Annotated in this window: 19 protein-coding genes; 12 read left to right on the top strand and 7 right to left on the bottom strand. The window is 67.1% G+C overall.

The window, feature by feature from the left end:
- Positions 1-72 precede the first annotated feature (72 nt).
- Both ACL03I_RS15360 and ACL03I_RS15355 read left to right on the top strand, forming a co-directional pair.
- Positions 73-318, top strand: coding sequence for a hypothetical protein (locus tag ACL03I_RS15360; protein WP_355072627.1), 246 nt, complete (start codon positions 73-75; stop codon positions 316-318).
- 233 nt (positions 319-551) lie between these two features.
- Complete coding sequence (locus tag ACL03I_RS15355) at positions 552-1211, top strand: chymotrypsin family serine protease (RefSeq protein ID WP_397280659.1); 660 nt, start codon at positions 552-554, stop codon at positions 1209-1211.
- A gap of 101 nt (positions 1212-1312) precedes the next feature.
- Here ACL03I_RS15355 and ACL03I_RS15350 read toward each other — a convergent pair whose 3' ends face one another.
- Positions 1313-1549: a DUF6374 family protein gene (locus ACL03I_RS15350; protein WP_355072629.1), complete on the bottom strand. Its 237-nt coding sequence runs from the start codon at positions 1547-1549 to the stop codon at positions 1313-1315.
- Between the two features lie 397 nt (positions 1550-1946).
- Here ACL03I_RS15350 and ACL03I_RS15345 point away from each other — a divergent pair, with 397 nt between their 5' ends.
- Entirely contained in the window at positions 1947-2927 is a 981-nt protein-coding gene (locus ACL03I_RS15345; protein ID WP_412806263.1) for a hypothetical protein, read from the top strand.
- 73 nt (positions 2928-3000) lie between these two features.
- Here ACL03I_RS15345 and ACL03I_RS15340 read toward each other — a convergent pair whose 3' ends face one another.
- Entirely contained in the window at positions 3001-3804 is an 804-nt protein-coding gene (locus tag ACL03I_RS15340; RefSeq protein ID WP_412806262.1) for an LLM class flavin-dependent oxidoreductase, read from the bottom strand.
- 54 nt (positions 3805-3858) lie between these two features.
- Positions 3859-4440 (bottom strand): TetR/AcrR family transcriptional regulator, encoded by a 582-nt coding sequence (locus ACL03I_RS15335; protein ID WP_356964973.1) that lies wholly within the window; start codon positions 4438-4440, stop codon positions 3859-3861.
- A gap of 72 nt (positions 4441-4512) precedes the next feature.
- Here ACL03I_RS15335 and ACL03I_RS15330 point away from each other — a divergent pair, with 72 nt between their 5' ends.
- The 5 genes from ACL03I_RS15330 (at position 4513) to ACL03I_RS15310 (ending at position 9499) form a co-directional block, all read left to right on the top strand.
- Positions 4513-5088: a dihydrofolate reductase family protein gene (locus ACL03I_RS15330; RefSeq protein WP_412806261.1), complete on the top strand. Its 576-nt coding sequence runs from the start codon at positions 4513-4515 to the stop codon at positions 5086-5088.
- A 273-nt stretch (positions 5089-5361) separates the two neighbouring features.
- Complete coding sequence (locus tag ACL03I_RS15325; RefSeq protein WP_412806260.1) at positions 5362-6915, top strand: FAD-dependent monooxygenase; 1554 nt, start codon at positions 5362-5364, stop codon at positions 6913-6915.
- 182 nt (positions 6916-7097) lie between these two features.
- Positions 7098-8042, top strand: coding sequence for an ATP-binding cassette domain-containing protein (locus tag ACL03I_RS15320; RefSeq protein ID WP_412806259.1), 945 nt, complete (start codon positions 7098-7100; stop codon positions 8040-8042).
- Positions 8039-8800 carry an ABC transporter permease gene (locus tag ACL03I_RS15315; protein ID WP_412806258.1) on the top strand — a complete coding sequence of 254 codons (762 nt, stop codon included), beginning with the start codon at positions 8039-8041 and terminating at the stop codon, positions 8798-8800. Before ACL03I_RS15320 ends, ACL03I_RS15315 begins: the two co-directional genes overlap by 4 nt.
- Before the next feature lie 54 nt (positions 8801-8854).
- Complete coding sequence (locus ACL03I_RS15310; RefSeq protein ID WP_412806257.1) at positions 8855-9499, top strand: DUF4097 family beta strand repeat-containing protein; 645 nt, start codon at positions 8855-8857, stop codon at positions 9497-9499.
- Between the two features lie 87 nt (positions 9500-9586).
- Here ACL03I_RS15310 and ACL03I_RS15305 read toward each other — a convergent pair whose 3' ends face one another.
- The gene (locus ACL03I_RS15305) at positions 9587-12748 is read right to left on the bottom strand and encodes a BTAD domain-containing putative transcriptional regulator (protein ID WP_355072646.1); all 3162 of its coding nucleotides are present in this window, start codon (positions 12746-12748) and stop codon (positions 9587-9589) included.
- Positions 12749-13114: 366 nt separating this feature from the next.
- On the opposite strand from ACL03I_RS15305, the gene ACL03I_RS15300 reads away from it, so the two are divergent.
- On the top strand, positions 13115-13333 hold the full coding sequence (locus ACL03I_RS15300; protein ID WP_355072648.1) for a ferredoxin: 219 nt from the start codon (positions 13115-13117) through the stop codon (positions 13331-13333).
- Positions 13330-14556: a cytochrome P450 gene (locus ACL03I_RS15295; protein ID WP_412806256.1), complete on the top strand. Its 1227-nt coding sequence runs from the start codon at positions 13330-13332 to the stop codon at positions 14554-14556. The genes ACL03I_RS15300 and ACL03I_RS15295 overlap by 4 nt, the downstream gene beginning before the upstream one ends.
- A gap of 45 nt (positions 14557-14601) precedes the next feature.
- On the opposite strand, the gene ACL03I_RS15290 is transcribed toward ACL03I_RS15295, so the two are convergent.
- Positions 14602-14727 (bottom strand): hypothetical protein, encoded by a 126-nt coding sequence (locus ACL03I_RS15290; protein ID WP_412806255.1) that lies wholly within the window; start codon positions 14725-14727, stop codon positions 14602-14604.
- 317 nt (positions 14728-15044) lie between these two features.
- On the opposite strand from ACL03I_RS15290, the gene ACL03I_RS15285 reads away from it, so the two are divergent.
- Entirely contained in the window at positions 15045-15503 is a 459-nt protein-coding gene (locus ACL03I_RS15285) for an SRPBCC family protein (RefSeq protein WP_412806254.1), read from the top strand.
- An 11-nt stretch (positions 15504-15514) separates the two neighbouring features.
- On the opposite strand, the gene ACL03I_RS15280 is transcribed toward ACL03I_RS15285, so the two are convergent.
- Together ACL03I_RS15280 and ACL03I_RS15275 are read right to left on the bottom strand one after the other, a co-directional pair.
- Complete coding sequence (locus tag ACL03I_RS15280; RefSeq protein WP_412806253.1) at positions 15515-17371, bottom strand: DNA/RNA non-specific endonuclease; 1857 nt, start codon at positions 17369-17371, stop codon at positions 15515-15517.
- Between the two features lie 202 nt (positions 17372-17573).
- Positions 17574-17996 carry a MarR family winged helix-turn-helix transcriptional regulator gene (locus ACL03I_RS15275; RefSeq protein ID WP_355072657.1) on the bottom strand — a complete coding sequence of 141 codons (423 nt, stop codon included), beginning with the start codon at positions 17994-17996 and terminating at the stop codon, positions 17574-17576.
- 88 nt (positions 17997-18084) lie between these two features.
- On the opposite strand from ACL03I_RS15275, the gene ACL03I_RS15270 reads away from it, so the two are divergent.
- Positions 18085-18810 carry a glucose 1-dehydrogenase gene (locus ACL03I_RS15270; protein WP_412806252.1) on the top strand — a complete coding sequence of 242 codons (726 nt, stop codon included), beginning with the start codon at positions 18085-18087 and terminating at the stop codon, positions 18808-18810.
- The last annotated feature ends 46 nt before the right edge of the window (positions 18811-18856 follow it).

Here is an 18856-nt window from a genome sequence, read left to right as displayed (position 1 = left end):
AGAGTTAGAGGGGTCATAAGAGGGAGCCTTCAACGGGCGAAGGCATCCCAACCGTCAGTTGAAGGAAGCACAATGACCAAAAACAAGATTATCGCAGCCGCAGCTGCGGCAGCCTGTGTGCCAATGATCGCTTTCGGTTCGGGTGTTGCTACCGGGTCCCCGGACGTAGCGCCTGTGCCTGCCCCTCCGGCAGCCGTAGATGTCTCCCAGCATGGGCAAGTTCAGACCGATGACGCCGTTTTGTTCTTTGCTCCGTTCTTCTGGCCGGTCTGCTTCATCCCGCCGCTGCTCTTCGTCTTCCCGATCTGCATCGCATGATCTGCTGGACGGCATCGCTGAGGAAACGACGAACGCCGCGCGTCACGCACCCTCGCCAGATCGTGGCGTGACCGTCGGCGTTTCGTCACCTAGGAGGCGCACTCGACCAGGCTCGATCCCGCAAGATTGGTGACGACGTCTGGATGCCTGGTCTACGAGTTCTTCAAGTAAACAGCAGTACTGTTCGCGCGGCATGGGGGGACGATCTTCCCCTTCGACCGATTGGATCCGGCATGTTCGAGAAACTTGCGGGAACAGCTGCTGCGTTCGCGGCATGCGCAACGCTGATCGGGGCGCACGCGGGCATGGTGCGCGCCGCCGCTCCGGTCGTGCTGGGCGGCGGCTCCGGCATCGCCGTCAACGATCAGGGCCTCTGTACGCTCACCACGATCGGGCACGACGGCGCGGGCCGGTTGGTCGGATTCACCGCGGCTCATTGCGGTGGTGCGGGTACCACCGTCGCCGCGGCGGCCGATCGCGACGCCGGCGTTGTCGGCACCATCGTCCAGGCCAACAACGACATGGACTACGCCGTCATCGTGTTCGAACCGGACAAAGTCGTACCGGTGAGCCGCGTCGGCAACACGACGATCGCCCAGGTGGGCGGTCCGGCGCAGTTCCCGGATATCGCGTGCAAGGAAGGCTATAGCACCGGCCACACCTGCGGACTGACCTACGGAGACGTGCTGGAGTCCGGGTGGACCTGGACGCAGATATGTGTCGTCCCTGGTGACTCCGGCGGGCCGGTCGTGGTCGGAACGACACTCGTCAGCATGGTGAACGCATACGTGACGGTGCCCTGCCTCGGACCTCAGCTCGGGACGAAGATGACCGCCATCATCGACGACGTCGACGCGCGCGGTGGTCCCGGAGCCGGCTTCCGTCCGATCTAGCCGGCCTACCGACCGGGCGGGGACCGCCGACATCCCCGCCCGCCGCCGGATCCGCCCGGTCCCGCGCTCGGGATGAATACGGAATTCGCGGACACCGACCGTCATCGGAGACGGCCGCGGTAGTCGAGGCAGGCGCGCCCGTCGGTGGGCGGGGCCGCGGGTGTGGTCGCGGCCGTGATGGCCTCGGTGTAAGCGCGCAAACCCTCGGCCAGCCTGCCCGCCATGTTCTCCAGCTGCTCGGGTCGCAGATGCTTGCCGAACGCGGCCGCATCCAGCAGCTGCCTGCGCACCTGGTCGATCTGCGTTCCAGCGAAGGGGATGGGCTCGTGGTCCGGCATACTCCGGCACCTTACCTCGAGTCGAACATATGTTCCCATCGGTCTGGCTGGTGTTCTTGATGTAATCGACGCCAGAACATTTATCCAAGCCGTTTGTGCTTCATCTATCTAACGTCTGACCTTCCTTTTCGGTGATCGTCTACTCGTGCGAACACCCGGATGTCGAAGGGGTCGGTTGTATGGCAGGAACTCGGTGTGCTCAGTGGGGCCATCCAAGGACGGTGAGTGCGTCGCCAGCTGACGCGGCGGTTGACGAGGCCGAGATTCACTCCCATCGGCCGAGGGTGGTCGTCGGTTCGTCGACTGATCGGATGTCGCATTGAGCGGTTGTGACCTTTGCCTGTATCGGTCGGTGACGCCGGGGCTGCGTGGGCCTGGTGCGAGTTTCGAGCAGCAGATGCTGTCGGGAATCGAGCGGCTGGAAGACGGCGACGGCTCGGACTATCGGATGCTGCGGCGCACGCTCCGCGCTGCGGCCGCGGTCAGCCGCTCGGAGGTCGAATGGATACGCCGGATGCGGGCGACCGGGACCGTCCTGCGGCCCCGAGTCAGTGTCGTCGACGGCTATGTCGCGGGCTACATCGCCCAATGGCGGGACGCCCACAGTGCACGCCTCGGTCCGGCGATCACCGACCTCGAGGTCGGTGCAGGCCTGAGCTTGCCCGACTTGCGGGATGGGTGGGAACCTGACGCGCATGCGGTGGCGGACGCGCAGACCGAGTGGAAACTTCCGCGTTCGGTCACGCGGTCGGCCAGGGAAACGGTGCTGTGGGATGGCACCGAGTTGTGGGCATACGCGCTGGCTGATGTCCGGAGCTTCAACGAGATATTGGCGCGTGTTCCGAGCAATGAGCGCGCGGTATGGCGGTGGGCGGCAAGCCAGGTATCCGGTGTGCTGGCGATGTGGTCGTGGCGGGTCGAGCCGGACGCGCGCGGACCGTTCGCCGTTGCCGCGCACGAAGTCGGAAGGTCCGCACTCGCGGCCGGAAGCCGCGCGCGCCCGCACATCTTCCGACCGCCCGCGCCGGATCTGGAGAAGGTAGCGTTCGTCCTGGCGCAGCTGTGCAGGGAGGTTCACGAGCCATCCACCGAGTCCGCCTTGGTCGGCGCGCTGATCACCAGTATCGCCGCGATAATCAAAGCTCATCGGGAACGGGGGGAAATGGCGCGAGCGTCGAGCATCTACGCCACCGCCGTGGGTCCTTTGAAGTGGATAGAGTACGACATCCGCATCACAGTTCCGACTTCGGTGATCGGCTGCCAACTGCGGCTCGGGCACGCATCGCCGTCCCTCCGAGTTAGCGCCGCGCCAGCCACCTCAGGATTCGCCGATCAGGCCCGGTCGACGGGTCCGTACCGGGCCGCAACGACATGGTGAACCCGCGGTCCACCGACATCGACGCCATGCCATGGTGCCGCGTAGTCGGCGGTGGGCATGACCTTTTGCTCGGCTACCGTCCGGCGAGCTCGGCGACGATCGGAGCGAACCGGTCGGCGAAGTCGGCGCCGAAGACGAAGTAGGAGAAGCCGATCTCCTCCCGTCGCCGCCGGATTTCCTCGGCGGCGGCCGCCGGATCATCCGGAAGTACGGCCAGTGCGTCCGCCGCGCGAAGCGCGGCAGGGTCGGTGTCGGGTGGCGCCATGTGCGGCGCGACAGTGTCGCCGATGACCGGCACGGCGAGCGCGAGCTCGACGTTCCCGATGGTGCGGAAGTCGCGTGCCAGCCGCTCGACCTCACCCCGAGGCTGAGCCCCCAGCGCGAACGTGACCGTGTCCGCGACCTCCGCCGCCAACGACCGGGCCTGTGGACCCAGTACGGCCATCGCCACGGGCGTGTGCAGGTCGGGGCCGTCGAGTTCGCGCAGCGTTTCGACGGTCTCACGCACCTGCGCCAGCCGCTCGTTCGGTGGCACGACGGACAGTCCCTTGTCGCGGAGTTCGTCCTCGATTCCCGGTCTGCCGGTGCCGATGCCCATCTCGAAGCGTCCGTCGGTGAGTAGCGACAGCGAGTGCGCTTCCCACGCCGTCAGCCAAGGCGGGCGTAGCGGAGAGGCGTACACCCAGGTGCCCACGCGCAGGTCGGTCAGGGCCGCGGCGGTGGCCAGCATGGGGCCGGGCGCCGGTTGCGTCTGCGGGAAGTCGGGCACCAGCAGCGTCGAGTAGCCGCTGTCGGCGATGCGGCGCACGCGATCTCGCCACGTCGGCAGGTCGGTCCTGAGCGGGGCGACGACCCCGAATCGAAACGGTCTCGTCATGCCTGACTTCCTCTCGGAGAGCGTCGGTTCGAACAATTGATGGATCGTTCCGGTTTACCTGACCTGGGCGGGTATTGCCCGGTCCACGATCGTCCGCACCAGTTCGGCGGCCCGCTGCTCGTCGAAAATGCCGGGCAGGGTGAGTCGTTCGAGGATGAGCCAGTTCAGGGCGAGGTAGAGCAGCACAACGGCGTCCTCGTCGCCGGGCAGCTCCGACTCCCGATAGTTGCTGATATTGAAGTCGAGATCCGCGCGTACCCGCTCGGTGAGCAGCGCCTGCAGTTCGGGCCGCCGGGTGGCCTCCAGTCGCAGTTCGAGGATCGCGAGATAGCCGGTGCGGAAATGGGAGACCCGGTCGACCACCTCGGTCATGAGTTCGGTCATGGACTCGCGGGTCTGCGGTCCGCGGGATTTCGCCATGGCGGCGTCGCTGGGGATCAGCCGCTCGTAATAGCGGTGTCCGACCTGGACGAGCAGTGCGTCCCGGTTGGGGAAGTAATTGGAGGCGGTTCCGGCGGGCACTCCCGCCTCCTGATCGACCGCCCTGAAGGTCAGGCCACGTGCCCCTTCGCGGGCCAGGACCTCGATTGACGCATCCAGCAGGGCCTGCCTGCGTTCCGGATTCGTGCGCACCACTTGACACCACTCCATCTGTAGTACTACGGTTCAAATCACTTCGCACAGAGTACTACAGTTGAGGCGGTTAAGATGCGAAAGCTTGTCTACTACGTGGCGGTCTCCCTCGACGGCTACATCGCGGGGCCGCAGGGGGAATTCGACTTCTATCCGATGTGTGAGGACATGACGGCGTGGATCAACGAGCGCTATCCGGAGACGGTGCCGACGCCTCTGCGCGAGTCCGTCGGCATGCCCCTCGACACGCCGAACAAGACCCTGGACACCCTGGTCATGGGTCGCGGCACCTACGAACCGGGCCTCGCCATCGGCTGCACCAGCCCGTACAACCACTTGAGGCAGTACGTCTTCTCGAGCACCCTCGCGCCGGTGGACAACCCGCAGGTGGAGGTCGTCGACGCCGATCCGGTCGAGCTGGTCCGGCAACTGAAGAAGGAAGCGGGCCTGGATATTTGGCTCTGCGGCGGCGGCAATCTGGCCGGACAGCTCCTCGGCGAGGTCGACCAGCTGATCATCAAGAGCTACCCCGTGATCGCGGGCGACGGCGTCAGGGCATTCACGGGCAATTTCGAGCCGACGCGATTCAAGGTCACCCAGCGCCAAGAGTTCAGCACCGGCGCGCAGGTCACCTGGTTCGACCGCGCCTGATCCGGCGCCAGACCCGCCGGAGTTCCGGCATCCCGTGGCTTCACATGAGTATTCGAAAAGGCGGAACCGATATGCGAAAGCAACGCAGCACCTTCCCGACCAAGACCAACCAGCAGCGCTTCGTGACTCGCCCCGTGCCTCCGCGCGCGGTCACCAATTCCAAGGGCGGGTGGCCCCGGCACGGCAGGTACGGGGCGCGGTAGCGCCCGATCGGCGACCTGGGCTGTCCGAAATCGTTTGCCGCGGCCGGAATCGGCTGGGATGGGAGTAGCAATGCATACCGACGTGATCATCGTGGGCGCGGGCCCGACCGGCCTGATGCTGGCCGCCGAGCTGCGCTCGGCCGGAGTGCGGCCGCTGGTGCTGGAGCGGCAGTCGCAGCCGCGGGACACCCCGAAGGCCGGTGGTCTCGGCGGGCAGATCCTGGAGTTGTTGCGCTACCGGGGCTTGCTGGATCGGTTCGAAGCGGCCTGCACCGATCCGATTCCGGCTCCCCGGTTCCCGTTCGGCGGTGTGCACGTGGACCTCACCCAGCTGGACGAGTCCCCGATGCATGCGCTGCCGCTGCCGCAACAGCAGCTGGAGCGACTACTCGGCGAATACGTCGGCGAACTCGGCGTCGATATCCGTCGCGGACACCAGGTGCTCGATGTGCGGCAGGACGCCGACGCGGTCACCGCGGAGGTCAACGGGCCGGTCGGGCCGTACCGGGTGACCGCCCGCTATCTGGTGGGCTGCGACGGTGCGCGCAGCCGGGTTCGTGACCTGGCCGGCATTCCGTTCCCCGGCACCGTATATCCGGAGGTGAATCGGCTGGCCCAGATCACCGTGCCCGATTCGGTGACCCGGCTCGACAACGGCGACCTCGAGGTTCCCGGGTTCGACGCCATCCGTGCGGGTTTCACGCGGACGGATCGCGGTCTGTTCGGGATGGGTGTGTCACCCGCCTCGGAGGCGCTGTCCGTCTACACGATCGAGGACGAGACCGTCGAATACGACGATGACGTGCCGATGACCGTGGCAGAGTTGCGCGACAGCATCCGTCGCGTGCTGGGAGTGGATCTGCCTGTGGCGGAGACATTCCGGCTGTCGCGATTCACCTTCAAGGCCCGCCACGCCGAACGCTATCGCGCGGGCCGGGTCCTGCTCGCCGGTGACGCGGCCCATCTGTTTCCCGCCACGGGCGTGGCACTCAACGCCGGAATGCTGGATGCGGTCAACCTGGCCTGGAAGCTGGCCGCCGAGGTCAACGGGTGGGCGCCGGCCGGCCTGCTGGACACTTATCACGAGGAACGCCATCTCGCCGGGGAGCGCACCATGCTGCACACCCGGGCACAGGTCGCGCTGCGGCGCGGGCACGACCCGGCCTCCGAAGCACTGCGGGCGGTCTTCCAGGAACTTCTCACCGACGAACCGCCCCTGCGGCGCATGGCGGCCCTCATCGCCGGCGCCGATATCCGCTATCGACTGCCCGATCCCAACAACCACATCTCGACCGGAACCTTCGCGCCCGACCTCACCCTGCACACCGACGACGGGACGACCAGCGTCGCCGAAGTCATGCACGCCGCACGGCCCGTCCTGCTCGACCTCGCCGACCGCGCGGACCTGCGTGATACCGCCCGAGACTGGCGGCACCGCATCGACATCCGCTCCGCCAAAGCCGAGAACCGCGAAGCCGATGCCCTCCTGATCCGCCCGGACGGCCACATCGCCTGGGCCGCGACCATCGACGAACCCGCCGACACCGCCGAGCATGGCCTGCGATCAGCGCTGTCGTTATGGTTCGGCACACCCGCGGAAACGACGATCCCGACCAGCGATTGACGACGGCAGGTCGTCACCACCGATGGAGGGCTGCCGCTTCCGAACCTCCGTCGGCGAAGACGATCTGCACGTGCACGGACATCTGCTCGTCGGATGCGGCGCTGACCAGGCCGAATGCCGTGTCAGCGGACGTGTCAGGCCAGTGTCAGGGCGGTATCAGCGGGGCTCGCGACAGTATCCCTGTGAATAGTTCAGCGATTGCGGCTTCCGGGCTGCGAAAGACATACGGGGACAAGACGATCCTCGATGGTATCGACTTGGATATCGGCGCGGGCACGATCTTCTCTCTGCTCGGCCCGAACGGGGCGGGTAAGACGACCACGGTGAACGTGCTGACCACGCTGTCGAAAGCCGATGGCGGCACGGCGCGGGTCGCCGGGCACGACATCGCGACCGATGCCGAGGCGGTGCGCGCGTCGATCGGGGTCACCGGTCAGTTCGCGGCGGTGGACGATCTGCTGACGGGGGAGGAGAACCTGCGGCTGATGGCGGATCTGCACCATCTGCGGGCCCACGAGAGCAAGCGGGTGATCACCGAATTGCTCGAACGGTTCGATTTGGCGGAGTCGGCGCGAAAGCAGGCGTCGACCTATTCCGGGGGTATGCGCCGGAAATTGGATCTGGCGATGACGCTGGTCACCAAGCCGGACATCGTCTTCCTGGACGAGCCGACAACGGGATTGGATCCGCGCAGCCGGCGCACCATGTGGGAGATCGTCCGGGAATTGACGAACGACGGTGTGACGATCTTCCTGACCACTCAGTACCTCGAGGAAGCCGATCAGCTGGCCGACCGGATCGCGGTGCTCGACCAGGGCCGCATAGTCGGCGAAGGTACACCTGACGACCTCAAGCGCCGGGTGCCCGGCAGCCACATCCGGCTCCGATTCACCGACGTCACGCAGCTCGATGCGGCGGCGCGGATCCTGCCGGGGGCCACCCGCGACGACGAGGCCCTGACCCTGCGGGTCCCCGGCGACGGCGGGACGAAAGCACTGCGGGACCTGCTGAATCGGCTCGCCGAACACTCGGTCGACGCCGAGGAGGTCTCCGTCCACACCCCTGACCTCGACGATGTCTTCTTCGCCCTGACCGGTCACGCCACCAAGGAGGCTGTCGCACCATGAGCACCATTTCCGCGCCGCTGGCCGATTCGTCGATCATGCTGCGCCGCAACTTCAAGCACATCGCCCGGACACCGGTCACGATCTTCAACGCGGCCATGATGCCGGTCGTGATGATGCTGATCTTCGTGTACGTGTTCGGCAACGCGTTCGATGTCGGCGAACAGTACATCGACTACGCGACACCGGGCATGATCCTGCTGGCCATCAGCTACGGGTTGTCGGGCACCGCGGTATCGGTGAGCTCCGATATGGCGAAAGGCGTCATCAACAGGTTCAAGGTCATGAGCGTCTCTCGTGGCGCCGTACTGACCGGCCACGTCGCGGCCACCGTACTGACCAATGTGGTGGCCATCGCGGCCGTCATAGGTGTGGCCTTCGCGCTGGGGTTCCGGCCGCCCGCGACCGCACTCGACTGGCTGGGCGCGATCGGCATCATGGCGGCGACGTCGTTCGCGGCCGCCTGGCTCACGGTCGCACTGGGAATGGCCGCGAAGACTCCGGAGTCCGCGGGCATGACCGTGGTGCCGCTGATCATGCTGCCGTTCGTGAGCAGCGCGATCGTGCCCGCCGACCAGATGGGGCAGGGTATCCGGCAGTTCGCGCAATACCAACCTTTCACGCCGATCATCGAAGCGTTGCGCGGGTTTCTCGCCGGACACCCCTCAGGTGGCGACACGGCCGCCGCGCTCGCCTGGTGCGCCGGATTCGCCGTCGTCGGATACCTGTGGTCGCGCGCCACTTTCAACAAGCGCGTGTAGTCGCGACCAGCCGCCCATTTCACACACCAACCAATTCACACACAGGAGACAGCCATGCCGACGTTCGAGACCCCGGAACCGATCGCCGTCACGATCGACGTGCTCTCCGGTGCGGTCACGGTGATCGCCTCGGACCGTATCGACACCGTCGTGGAGGTCCGTCCGGCCGACGCGTCCAAAAAGGGTGACGTGCGCGCCGCCGCGCAAACCCAGATCGAATTAACCGCAGGCACTTTGACCGTGCGAACGCCGAAAGACTGGCGGACCTACACCCCGTTCGGCGGCAACCCGTCGATCGAGCTGACCATCGAGGTACCCACCGGCTCCCAGCTGAAGGGCACCGCCGCGGTGGGCCGATTGCTGGGCGCAGGCGAACTCGGCGAATGCGACCTGGAGATATCCGCGGGCGACATCACCGTCGAGCGCCCGCGTGATTCGGTAACCGCGAAAACCGCCAAAGGCGACATCCGTATCGGTGAGGCGTCGCGCGGCGTGCTCCGGCTGGAAACGTCCATGGGCGAGCTCCAGGTCGGAATCAGCCCGAGTAGCGCGGTGCAGCTGGAAACCAACGCCCAGCACGGGACCGTGCGCAACCGGATGCAACCGGTCGACCGGTCGCAGGGCGAGGAGGACATCGTGCGGGTGTACGCGCGCAACTCCTACGGCAACATTGTCATCCAGCACGCCACGGCCGCCTGATACTGCGCTCCCGCCACCCCGTCCCGCGCACATTGTCCAACAGGTGTGCGACACCAGGTCGGTGTCGCACAACTGTTTTCGCCATGTTCAGCAAGCGAGCGCAGTGGCGACCAGTTCACGCCAGCTCGCCTGCGCACCCTCCTTCGTCGCCTCGGTGAACCGCACTTCGCCGAGGCGACGTCGTGCTGTCTGCTCGATCCGTTCCACATCCGGTTGGGAACGGTCGGACAGGCCGCGCACTGCGGCACTCGCCGCGAGCAGCCGGACGGCCTGCTCATCGTGGTCGGCGCGTTGCGCCAGGTCGGCGATCCCGACGAGCACCTGAGCGGTCAAAGGCGCGTATCCCGCATCGGATGCCGCCTGGAAGGCCGCGTCGTGGTGTTCGCGGGCTTCATCGAGCCCGTCGGCGAGGTAGCCGAGCAGGTTGTGGGTCCGCGCCCTGACGTAGCGCTGCTCGGCATCGCTGCCGAGGAGGGTTGTCGCGAGATCGATCTGCCGGTACGCCTGCTCGGTGTCGTCGCTCCAACGAGCCAGCTCCGCCCTGGTCAGGGCGAGTTCGGCCAGTGCGTTCGGCCAAGCGGAGCGATCCGCGTGCCGCTGCGCCTCGGCCATGGCGGCCGCACTCGCCTCCGCATCGCCCAGCAGCCAGTACAGCTGAGCCTGCCGCGCCCGCATCAAGAAAACGTCCTCGATCGCGCCGACCTCGGTGACCACCGCGATCGCCTGGTCGAGATGCTCGCACGCACCGGCGAACTCACCGCGCATGGCGATTCGATTCGCCAGTTCGGTCAGAGCGAACGAGATCCCCCAGCGCTCGCCGATGGTCCGGAACTCGGCGAGCGCCGTCTCCAGATACTCGTCCGCCTCCCGCCCCTGCTGTCCCAGCGCGATCCGCGCCTTGCCGAGCTGGAGCCGGGCCAGCGCCCGCACCCAAGGGTCGTCATCGGTGAGCAGCGGTTCGAACGCGGGCAGCAACGCGTCCGGCCCCTGCAACATGCGTTCCAGCGCTGCGACGAACGCCAGCAGCGGGTATCGCCCCCGACTGCGTCGGCTGAACAGGTATGCCTTGTGGATCCATTCCTCCACTTGGTGCTCGTCACTCGGCCCGGAGCTCATGAAGTGCACGACCAGCCCGTACACCCTGGCCCTGATCTCGTCGTCCACCTCGCCGGACGTGTCGGCAGCCGCGGTGATCAGCTCCATGCCCTCGGCCTTGTGGCCGCCGAGCCACCAGTACCAGCCCGCGGCCGCCGCGAGCCGCATCGCCCCGGTCGCGTCCGCGGCCGCGAGCGCGCCACGCATCGCGACGGCGATGTTGTCGTGTTCGACCTCGAGCGTGGCGAGCCACTCCAATTGCTCGGCGCGGCGCAGGTGCGGCTCCGCGATGTCGGCGAGTTCGGTGAAGTACGCGAGATGCGCTCGGCGCGCCGAATCCGATTCGCCCGACTCCTCGAGCCGGTCCCGGGCGTACTGCTTGATCGTGTCCAGCATCCGGAAGCGCGGCCCGCTGTCCTCCACGGTACGCAGCAGCGATTTCTCGGTCAGCGCGGTCAGCAGCTCGAGCACCTCCCACCGCTCGACCGCCATGCTCTCCTCGCCCTGGGCTTCGGGCCCCGCGCAGACCTGCTCGGCCGCCTCCAGGCTCGCGCCGCCGGAGAACACCGCGAGCCTGCGCAGAACCATCCGTTCGGAGTCGGTGAGCAGCTCCCAGCTCCAGTCGACTACCGCTCGCAACGTCCGGTGCTGCGGAATCGCGGTGCGGCTGCCGCCGGTCAGCAGACGGAATCGATCGTCGAGGCGGTGGGCGAGCTGGTCGAGGGACATGGTGCGCAGTCTGGCCGCGGCCAGTTCGATCGCCAGGGGGATTCCGTCGAGGGCCCGGCAGACGCGCGCCATGGTCGACAAGGTGGGAGCATCGGCCGCGAGATCCTGACGCACCGCACCTGCCCTGTCCCGCAACAGCTGCACCGCCGGGGATGACTCGATCTCGCCGGGATCCGCGTCCTGCGCGGGCAACGCCAACGGCTCGACCTGCCATAACGCCTCGCCCATGATGCCGAGCGGTTCGCGGCTGGTAGCGAGGATCCGCAGCCGCCCGCACTCTCCGAGCAGCCGGTGGGCGAACGCCGCCGCGGACTCGATCACGTGCTCACAGTTGTCCAGGATCAACAGCGTTTCGCGCTCGCGGATCGCCGCGACGAGCCGGTCCATCGGTTCCGCGTTCGGTGCGCCGCCGAGCAGCGCGTCGCGGAGTCCGAGCGCGGCGAGGGCGGATTGCGCCATGTCGCCACTCGCGCCGACGGACGCCAGTTCCACCAGCCAGGCCCCGTCGGGCAGGTCGTCGAGCATGGTTCGCGCGGTTTCGAGGGCCAACCTGGTCTTGCCCGAGCCGCCAGGACCGGTCAACGTGGTGAGCCGATGGTTCGCGATGAGTTCGCGCACGGCGGCGATATCGGCGTATCTGCCGACGAATTCGGTCAACTCGGCCCGCAGGTTCGTGTTGCGGTGGTTCTCCTCCGTTCGCACTTCGCCGCGCAGGAGCGCCACGTGTAATGCGGAGAGTTCCGGCGACGGATCGACGCCCAGCGTGTCGGCGAGTGCCTCCCGTGCGCGCTGGTACGCGATCAGCGCCTCGGCGCCGCGACCCGCGGCGCCGAGCGCGCGCATCAGCGCGGCGACGAGCCGTTCCCGCACCGGGTGCCGGGCCACCAGCTCGGTCAGCTCGGTGATCAGCTCCGTACCCCGGCCGAGGCGGACCTCCGCTTCGTACCGATCCTCCATGGCGGCGAGGCGCAGCCCCTCCAGCCGGGTGACCACCGCGTCGAAAGCCTCGCTGTCCGGTATTCCGACGTCCTGCATCGGCGCACCGCGCCACAGCTCGACGGCCTCGTGCAGGAGCTGGGCCTGTCGCGCGTCGTCACCGCCGCGGGCCTGGTCGAGAAGCCGTTCGAACCGCAGGGCGTCGACGGCGTGGGGTTCCACCGTCAGCCGGTATCCGCCCGCCTGCCCGTCGAGCGCCCCGTCCGGCAGCACCCTGCGCAGCCGGGAGACCAGTGCCTGCAAGGCGTTCGCCGCGTCGGCGGGCGGTTGCTCACCCCAAATCCAGTCGACCAGCGTCGCTTTCGGGACTACGCGACCTGGTTCGAGCGCGAGCGCGATCAACAGCGCCCGCAACCGAGCGCCCGGTACCTCGATCAATCCGCCGTCGTCTAGTCGGATCTCGAGCGGTCCAAGCATCCCGATCTGCACCGGCCCATTCTGCCGTGGACCCTCGGCGGTGAACCGGGCCGCCCGTCCCCGGGGTGATAACCGCTCCGATGGCGGCGACCGACACCGGTCGGCCGCAGCGTGCCGAGATGTCGGCTTGCCGGAGAGCAGGCGCATACGCGATCTGATCGGCTCTGCGCGGAGGCGGCGCGCGTCGACCAGGGCGAACGCCGTATCGGCTGCGTGTCAGGCCGGTATCAGGTCGGTGTCAGCCAGTCGGGCGACAGTTCTCCTGTGAACAGTTCAGCAATGACAGGGCTGAGGAAGGTGTTCCGGACGCCGCTGTGCACCAGTGCACTTGCCCACGGTGTGCGCTCTCTCCCGGTCACCTGGGAAAAGGGGTAGCCGGTGGAACTCAGAGTGGACCGTGAGCGCTGCGTCAGCGCCGGCATGTGCGCACTGACCGCCCCTGGAGTATTCGACCAGGACCCGGAGGACGGCCGGGTGGCGCCGCTGAACCTCACACCCGCGCCCGAGTGGGAGCAGGCCGTCCGCGAGGCGGCCCAGTTGTGCCCGTCCGGCGCGATCACCATCGTTCGACAATCGCCGCGAGAGGAAATTCGATGAGTCAGACGGCCCCCATCCCGCACGGCCTCCCCCTGGAGCGCGACGCGGGACCCTTCGACCCACCCCGCGAGATCACCCGGCTGCGCGAAGCTCGCCCGGTCAGCCCCCTGATCTTCCCCGACGGTCACGAGGGCTGGCTCGTCACCGGCTACGACGCGGTTCGCCGGCTCATGGCCGACACCCGGTTCAGCTCCCGCCAGGACATCGGCATCGTCCACGTGCCGTACGAGACACCCGGCATGCCCGTCGCCACCGAACCGTCACCGCAGGTGCCGGGCTTGTTCATCGCCATGGACCCGCCGGACCACACCCGGCTGCGGCGGAAGCTGACCGGCGCGTTCACCGTCAAACGGATGAGGCAGCTCGAGGAGCACATCATCGACATCGCCGAGCGGCAATTGGACCAGATGGCGCGGCTGACCCCGCCGGTCGACCTGGTCGAGGAGTTCGCGCTGCCGGTGCCTTCGCTGGTGATCTGCGAGCTGCTCGGCGTGCCCTACGCGGACCGCGAGACCTTCCAGGTCAACTCCGCAAAGTTCTTGGTCAAGGACCAATCGCTCGAGGAGAAGATGGCGGCGTACGGCGCGATGGCGACGTACCTGGCCGAACTGGTCACACGCAAGCGCGCCGAACCCGGCGAGGACATACTGTCCGACCTGGCCCGCCACGACGACCTCACCATCGAGGAGCTGACCGGCATCGCCTTCCTGTTGCTGCTCGCGGGCCACGAGACCACCGCGAACATGCTCGCGCTCGGCACCTTCGCGCTGCTGGAGCACCCCGAACAACTGGCCGAACTGCGCGCCGACCCGGATCTGCTTCCCGACGCCGTCGAGGAACTCATGCGGTACCTGTCGGTCGCCGACATCTTCTATCGCTACGCCACCGACGACATCGAACTCGGCGGTGAAACGATCGGCAAGGGTTCCACCGTGGTCGTCTCGCTGCTGGCCGCCAACCACGACCCCCAGCGTTTCGACCATCCCGACACCCTGGACCTGCACCGCAAGGCCCGCGGCCACCTGTCCTTCGGCCACGGCGTCCACCAATGCCTCGGCCAGCAACTGGCCCGCATCGAGATGCGCGCCGGTTTCGCCGGACTGCTGCGCCGCTTCCCGACGCTCGAGCTCGCCATCCCCGCCGGTGCGGTGAAACTCCGGACCGACATGAATATCTACGGCGTCCACGAACTGCCGGTCACCTGGACGGAGACGGCACGGTAGAACTGTCGGCCGAGCGCGTGGGAACGCGCCTGCACGGCCGGTCCGTCAGCCCTGGCCGTATCGGTTGTCGGCCAGGGCGGGCATGCCCATGACGAGGCGCGCTGTGGCCAAGGCGCGCAGCGTATTTCCGGCGTCGTCCTCGTCACCGGCGGTGGGGTGGTTCGAGCCCATGCGAAAGAACACGAAGTAGGCCGTGTGGGCCGCGACGGGCCGGTGGCATGAATACCGCTCACGGACAGAATGAACACCCTCGCCACGGTTGGATCGGCATATCGCACACGAGCACCGCGGCGAAACTCTTGCGATCCCACTTTTATACTCGCCGGTAACAATTGGAATCGAGAATAGCCAACGGGTAGCTGGCGACTTATTTTTGGCTCTGACATCGCTCTTTGCGGGGGAATGATGGTTGCGAGTCGAACGCGTATTGACGGATGGGAAGCGGCACGGGCAGAATCGGCCGGGTTGATCCCGGGGGTGGAGGAGTTATGCGCGTAAAAACCGATATCCATTTCACCGTCGGCGTCGATCCCACCCGGGTGTTCGATGCGGTCGCCGCGATCGAATTGCTTCCCGAATGGTCGACGCATTCGGATGCGCGCGTGGCCACCCGCGGTGAATCCGGTCGTCCGCAGCGGGTCTACGTCACCGCGGAGACTCCGCTCGGCAAGTCCGATCTCCAGGTGCTGGAATACGACTGGACCGCGGACCGAGTGTCGTGGCAGGTCGTGGACAGCTGTGTCGGCGTCGGCGGCGGTGGCTGGTTCGAAGTCGCCGAGGACGGCGCGGGATCGCAGGTCTGGTATCACACCGAGCTGCAATCCTCGCTCTTGCTGCCCGGACTACTCCTCAAGCGCAGCGTCCGGCGGGAGGCCGAGAACGTCGTGCAGAACTTCATCGAATTCGCCGAGGGATATACCGCGCCCCCGAAATCACGCGCCGTATAGGTCGCTCCGCTTCACCATTGGATATCCGCGACCGAGTTCAAGGGGGCGGCCACTTCCTCCGGCGCCAGTTGCAGATCCGCGTCCCGCAGCGCTTGCGGGAAGTGGAAGCGGGCTCGCTGCTCGATCTCGGTCAGCGGCAGCTGGAAGACGCGGAACTCGTCGAGATCGAGCACTTCCAGCTGGTCCAGGTTCTGGCTCAGCAGGAAGCCCCGGGCCTTCAGTTCGCCGTTCTCCCGGAACGCGATGACCTTCCAGAACTCGCGCGGAATCCTGACCTGCCGGAATTCCTGGTCGTCGTCGGTGAAGACCGGGCCGCCGAACGCGCTGACCTTGAGGTCGTCGACGGTGACGTCGGCGAAGACGGCGTCCTCGAGCCGCCCCCAGACCCCATCGCGCATGCTCTGGTTGAAGTCGTCCATCTGCGGGGTGATGTTGGTGTAGAAGAACGAATCCTCGTTGGCCTTCTTGGCCTCGGGCAGGCTGCCCCACAGCAGGTCCGCGCGGCGGGCGAGGTGGCCGCGATCGAGCCGGTTGTCGCGGTACAACTCGTTGCCGACCTGGGCGTCCGCGTCGAGCCGCGCGTCCTTGACGAAGTCGATCTTCTTCCGCGACAGCTTCTTGATCGAGCCGCCGTCGATATTCCAGGCCACCCAGATGGCGAAGCGGCGCGAGCGGCGCATCGCGAGGGAGAAATGCGTGTAGTGCAGGACATCGGCGCCGTCCAGGGTGGTCGCCACGTCGGGGCGGACCTCGGCGTCCACCTCGGGGACCGGAATCGGCGACGCGAGGAAATTCGGGTCGTATCCTGCGACGGCCGCGGCTTCCTCCGCGGCCGGCGGGGTCAAGGTGATGCCGAGCTTCTCGAACACCGATTGCGGCAGGCAGGCCAGCGCGTGCTCGTCGGTGTCCGCGCCCGTCTCGCCTGCGAAATGCAATCCGGCCAGCACGGTGCTGGTCTTGCCGTCGGGGAGCTCGAAAATCCACGCCGATCCGGAGTCGCCGCCGCTGCTGATCTCGCCGTCGACCGCGGGATGGTCCGGGTCGGGCCCGATCTCGAAGCCGCCGATGCTTCTCGTGCCAACGCCGTGATAGTCGATCTTGGCGACCACGTCGACGCGCCGCACCCTGCCGTGGGTGACCTGGGTGGTCCGGCCGCTCTTGATCACCTTGTCGCCCAGCTCGGGTTCGCCGAGGCGGTCCGGGACGACGTCCAGGCCCATGATCGCGGCGCTGAACCGCCGGTTCTCGATGTCGGCGACGGCGCAGTCGCCCGCCGTGCCGAGATGGGATCGGATCAGCTTGCCGAGCCGGTTGCGGTCGACCCGGTTGTCGTCACGCGGGCCCGGCTGCACGACGTCGTCGCCGAGATTGCCCGCCGCGGTGTTCAGGACGTGCCAATTGCTCAGCACATACGGTGTTCCGTCGTCCCGGTCGTAGACGACGCAACCGATCGTCCCCGCCGTAGTGCTCGGGTGGGCAACGCTGATTCCCGGCACGATCGGGTCGAGGCGCGACTTGCGCTCGGGCGCGGCCGCTTCGGTGACCAGCCGGAAGGCCGGCTCGAACGTGCGCTGTAGCACGTCGGTCGGTACCTCGATCCCGTCGACGGTGACGGTCTCCGGAATCGCCGACGTGCCAAGCGCTTCCAGCGCCTCCGGTTCGGACACCTTCTCGTGCACGGTGAACTGCACCGCGATCTCGCCGGTCGATTTTCCGTCGACTTGCTTGTGGCCGATGCCGATCGAGGAGATATTGGGGTCTTCGAGGAAGTTCTCGCCCTTGCTGCGGATGAATTTGCGCAGTGCGGCGAGAAGGTCGTCGTTTCGGGTGTTCGTCCGGCGGGCTGGTGAATTCTTTTTGGCAGGCATGGTGGCTCCGTGATCGAGGTGAGCGTGGCGTCGACGGCGCTGTCGCACCAGCTATCGCCATTCTCTGGTCACAGTCGTGCCCGCACACGAGTAGCGAACTACTCGAACGACGGGTGCCGCAATGCTGCGCAAAAGTTAGTTCGCATAACCAAAACAGTAGGTAGAGCCTATGCGTGCTGTCGGTTTCAGCGACGTTAGATTTTCACCGATGTTCGGCCAAGGCTGTCGCCGTCGCGGTTACGAGGCCGATCAATCGAGTTCGGTCGATGCCGGGAAGCCTGCGGGCCAGCTCGTGCTCCAGCTCCGCGCGGAACTTGTGTCGCACCGCCGAGCCCTGTTCGGTGGGAACGGCGCGAGTCACGCGGCGGTCTCCCGGGTCGGTCTCCCGGACGAGTAGCCCTCGCCGCTCCAGCCGGTCGACCATGCCGGTCACATTGGTCTTGTCACAACCGAGCGTCGCGGCCAGCTCGCCGAAGGACGGCGGCCGGTCGGCGCCGAGCAGGCACAGCAATTCGGCTTGCTGACTTGTCAATTCGAGGCGTCGCGCGATCGAGGTGTAGAGGGCGCTGATCTCGCGGTGCAGCCGTGCGAAAGCGGGCGCGAGCCCCTGATCATCGGTCGGCATGGGGAAAGTCTATGTCATCGACAGTTGACATCCTCGCTGATTTAGTTGATGATCTCGACTATCGCCATGGCCATCAATGGGAGGTGAGATGCCGGTCGCGATCGTCACCGGAGGATCCCGCGGCATCGGTCGCGCCATCGCCGAGCGTCTGGGCGCGAGGGGAGCCGCCGTCGTCGTCAACTACCGATCGAACCGGCAGGCCGCCGAACAGGTGGTGGCCGCCATCGAGGGCTCCGGTGGGCAGGCGTGGGCGGTGCGGGCCGACGTCGCCGACCCGGCGGGCCCGCGCAAGTTGTTCGACGCCGCCGAGGAGCGTTTCGGCGGCGTGGACGTCTTCGTGAACAACGCGGGCATCGCGCGTTTCGGCTCGATAGCCGAGGCCACCGACGAGGACTTCGAGCTGATGTTCGCGGTCAACACCAAGGCGACGTTCGTCGCCCTGCGTGAGGCCGCGAAGCGGTTGCGCGACAACGGCCGCATCGTCGTCGTGTCCTCCGGCGCGACACTGACCCACCGGCCGGGCTCGGGTGTCTACGGCGCCAGCAAGGCCGCCGTAGAGCAGCTGGTTCGGGTGCTGGCCAGGGAACTCGGCCCGCGCGGCATCACGGCCAACAGCGTGCTGCCCGGTGCGGTGCGCACCGACGCACTCGCCGCGTCAGGGGCGATCGGGGCGAATCAGCAGATCGTCCAATCGATTCCGCTCGGCCGCGTGGGCGAGCCCGACGACATCGCCGACGTCGTCGGCTTTCTGACGTCGGAGGAGGCCCGCTGGATCACCGGGGCGAGCGTGCCCGCCGGTGGGGGAGCGTTCTGAACCGCGAACGTACCGGGACGGAGACGGTCCGAGACGGAACCAAGTT

The organism is Nocardia sichangensis (assembly GCF_047200615.1).
Taxonomy (GTDB): domain Bacteria; phylum Actinomycetota; class Actinomycetes; order Mycobacteriales; family Mycobacteriaceae; genus Nocardia; species Nocardia sichangensis.
The sequence above is the reverse complement of the archived record's forward strand: the minus strand, read 5'-3'. Positions and strand labels throughout refer to the sequence as shown.

Bases quoted from the DNA above. Each gene is read 5' to 3' on its own strand.
- ACL03I_RS15360 (WP_355072627.1), top strand. From the start codon at position 73: ATGACCAAAAACAAGATTATCGCAGCCGCAGCTGCGGCAGCCTGTGTG.
- ACL03I_RS15355 (WP_397280659.1), top strand. From the start codon at position 552: ATGTTCGAGAAACTTGCGGGAACAGCTGCTGCGTTCGCGGCATGCGCA.
- ACL03I_RS15350 (WP_355072629.1), bottom strand. From the start codon at position 1,549: ATGCCGGACCACGAGCCCATCCCCTTCGCTGGAACGCAGATCGACCAG.
- ACL03I_RS15345 (WP_412806263.1), top strand. From the start codon at position 1,947: ATGCTGTCGGGAATCGAGCGGCTGGAAGACGGCGACGGCTCGGACTAT.
- ACL03I_RS15340 (WP_412806262.1), bottom strand. From the start codon at position 3,804: ATGACGAGACCGTTTCGATTCGGGGTCGTCGCCCCGCTCAGGACCGAC.
- ACL03I_RS15330 (WP_412806261.1), top strand. From the start codon at position 4,513: ATGCGAAAGCTTGTCTACTACGTGGCGGTCTCCCTCGACGGCTACATC.
- ACL03I_RS15325 (WP_412806260.1), top strand. From the start codon at position 5,362: ATGCATACCGACGTGATCATCGTGGGCGCGGGCCCGACCGGCCTGATG.
- ACL03I_RS15315 (WP_412806258.1), top strand. From the start codon at position 8,039: ATGAGCACCATTTCCGCGCCGCTGGCCGATTCGTCGATCATGCTGCGC.
- ACL03I_RS15310 (WP_412806257.1), top strand. From the start codon at position 8,855: ATGCCGACGTTCGAGACCCCGGAACCGATCGCCGTCACGATCGACGTG.
- ACL03I_RS15295 (WP_412806256.1), top strand. From the start codon at position 13,330: ATGAGTCAGACGGCCCCCATCCCGCACGGCCTCCCCCTGGAGCGCGAC.
- ACL03I_RS15290 (WP_412806255.1), bottom strand. From the start codon at position 14,727: ATGGGCTCGAACCACCCCACCGCCGGTGACGAGGACGACGCCGGAAAT.
- ACL03I_RS15285 (WP_412806254.1), top strand. From the start codon at position 15,045: ATGCGCGTAAAAACCGATATCCATTTCACCGTCGGCGTCGATCCCACC.
- ACL03I_RS15280 (WP_412806253.1), bottom strand. From the start codon at position 17,371: ATGCCTGCCAAAAAGAATTCACCAGCCCGCCGGACGAACACCCGAAAC.
- ACL03I_RS15275 (WP_355072657.1), bottom strand. From the start codon at position 17,996: ATGCCGACCGATGATCAGGGGCTCGCGCCCGCTTTCGCACGGCTGCAC.
- ACL03I_RS15270 (WP_412806252.1), top strand. From the start codon at position 18,085: ATGCCGGTCGCGATCGTCACCGGAGGATCCCGCGGCATCGGTCGCGCC.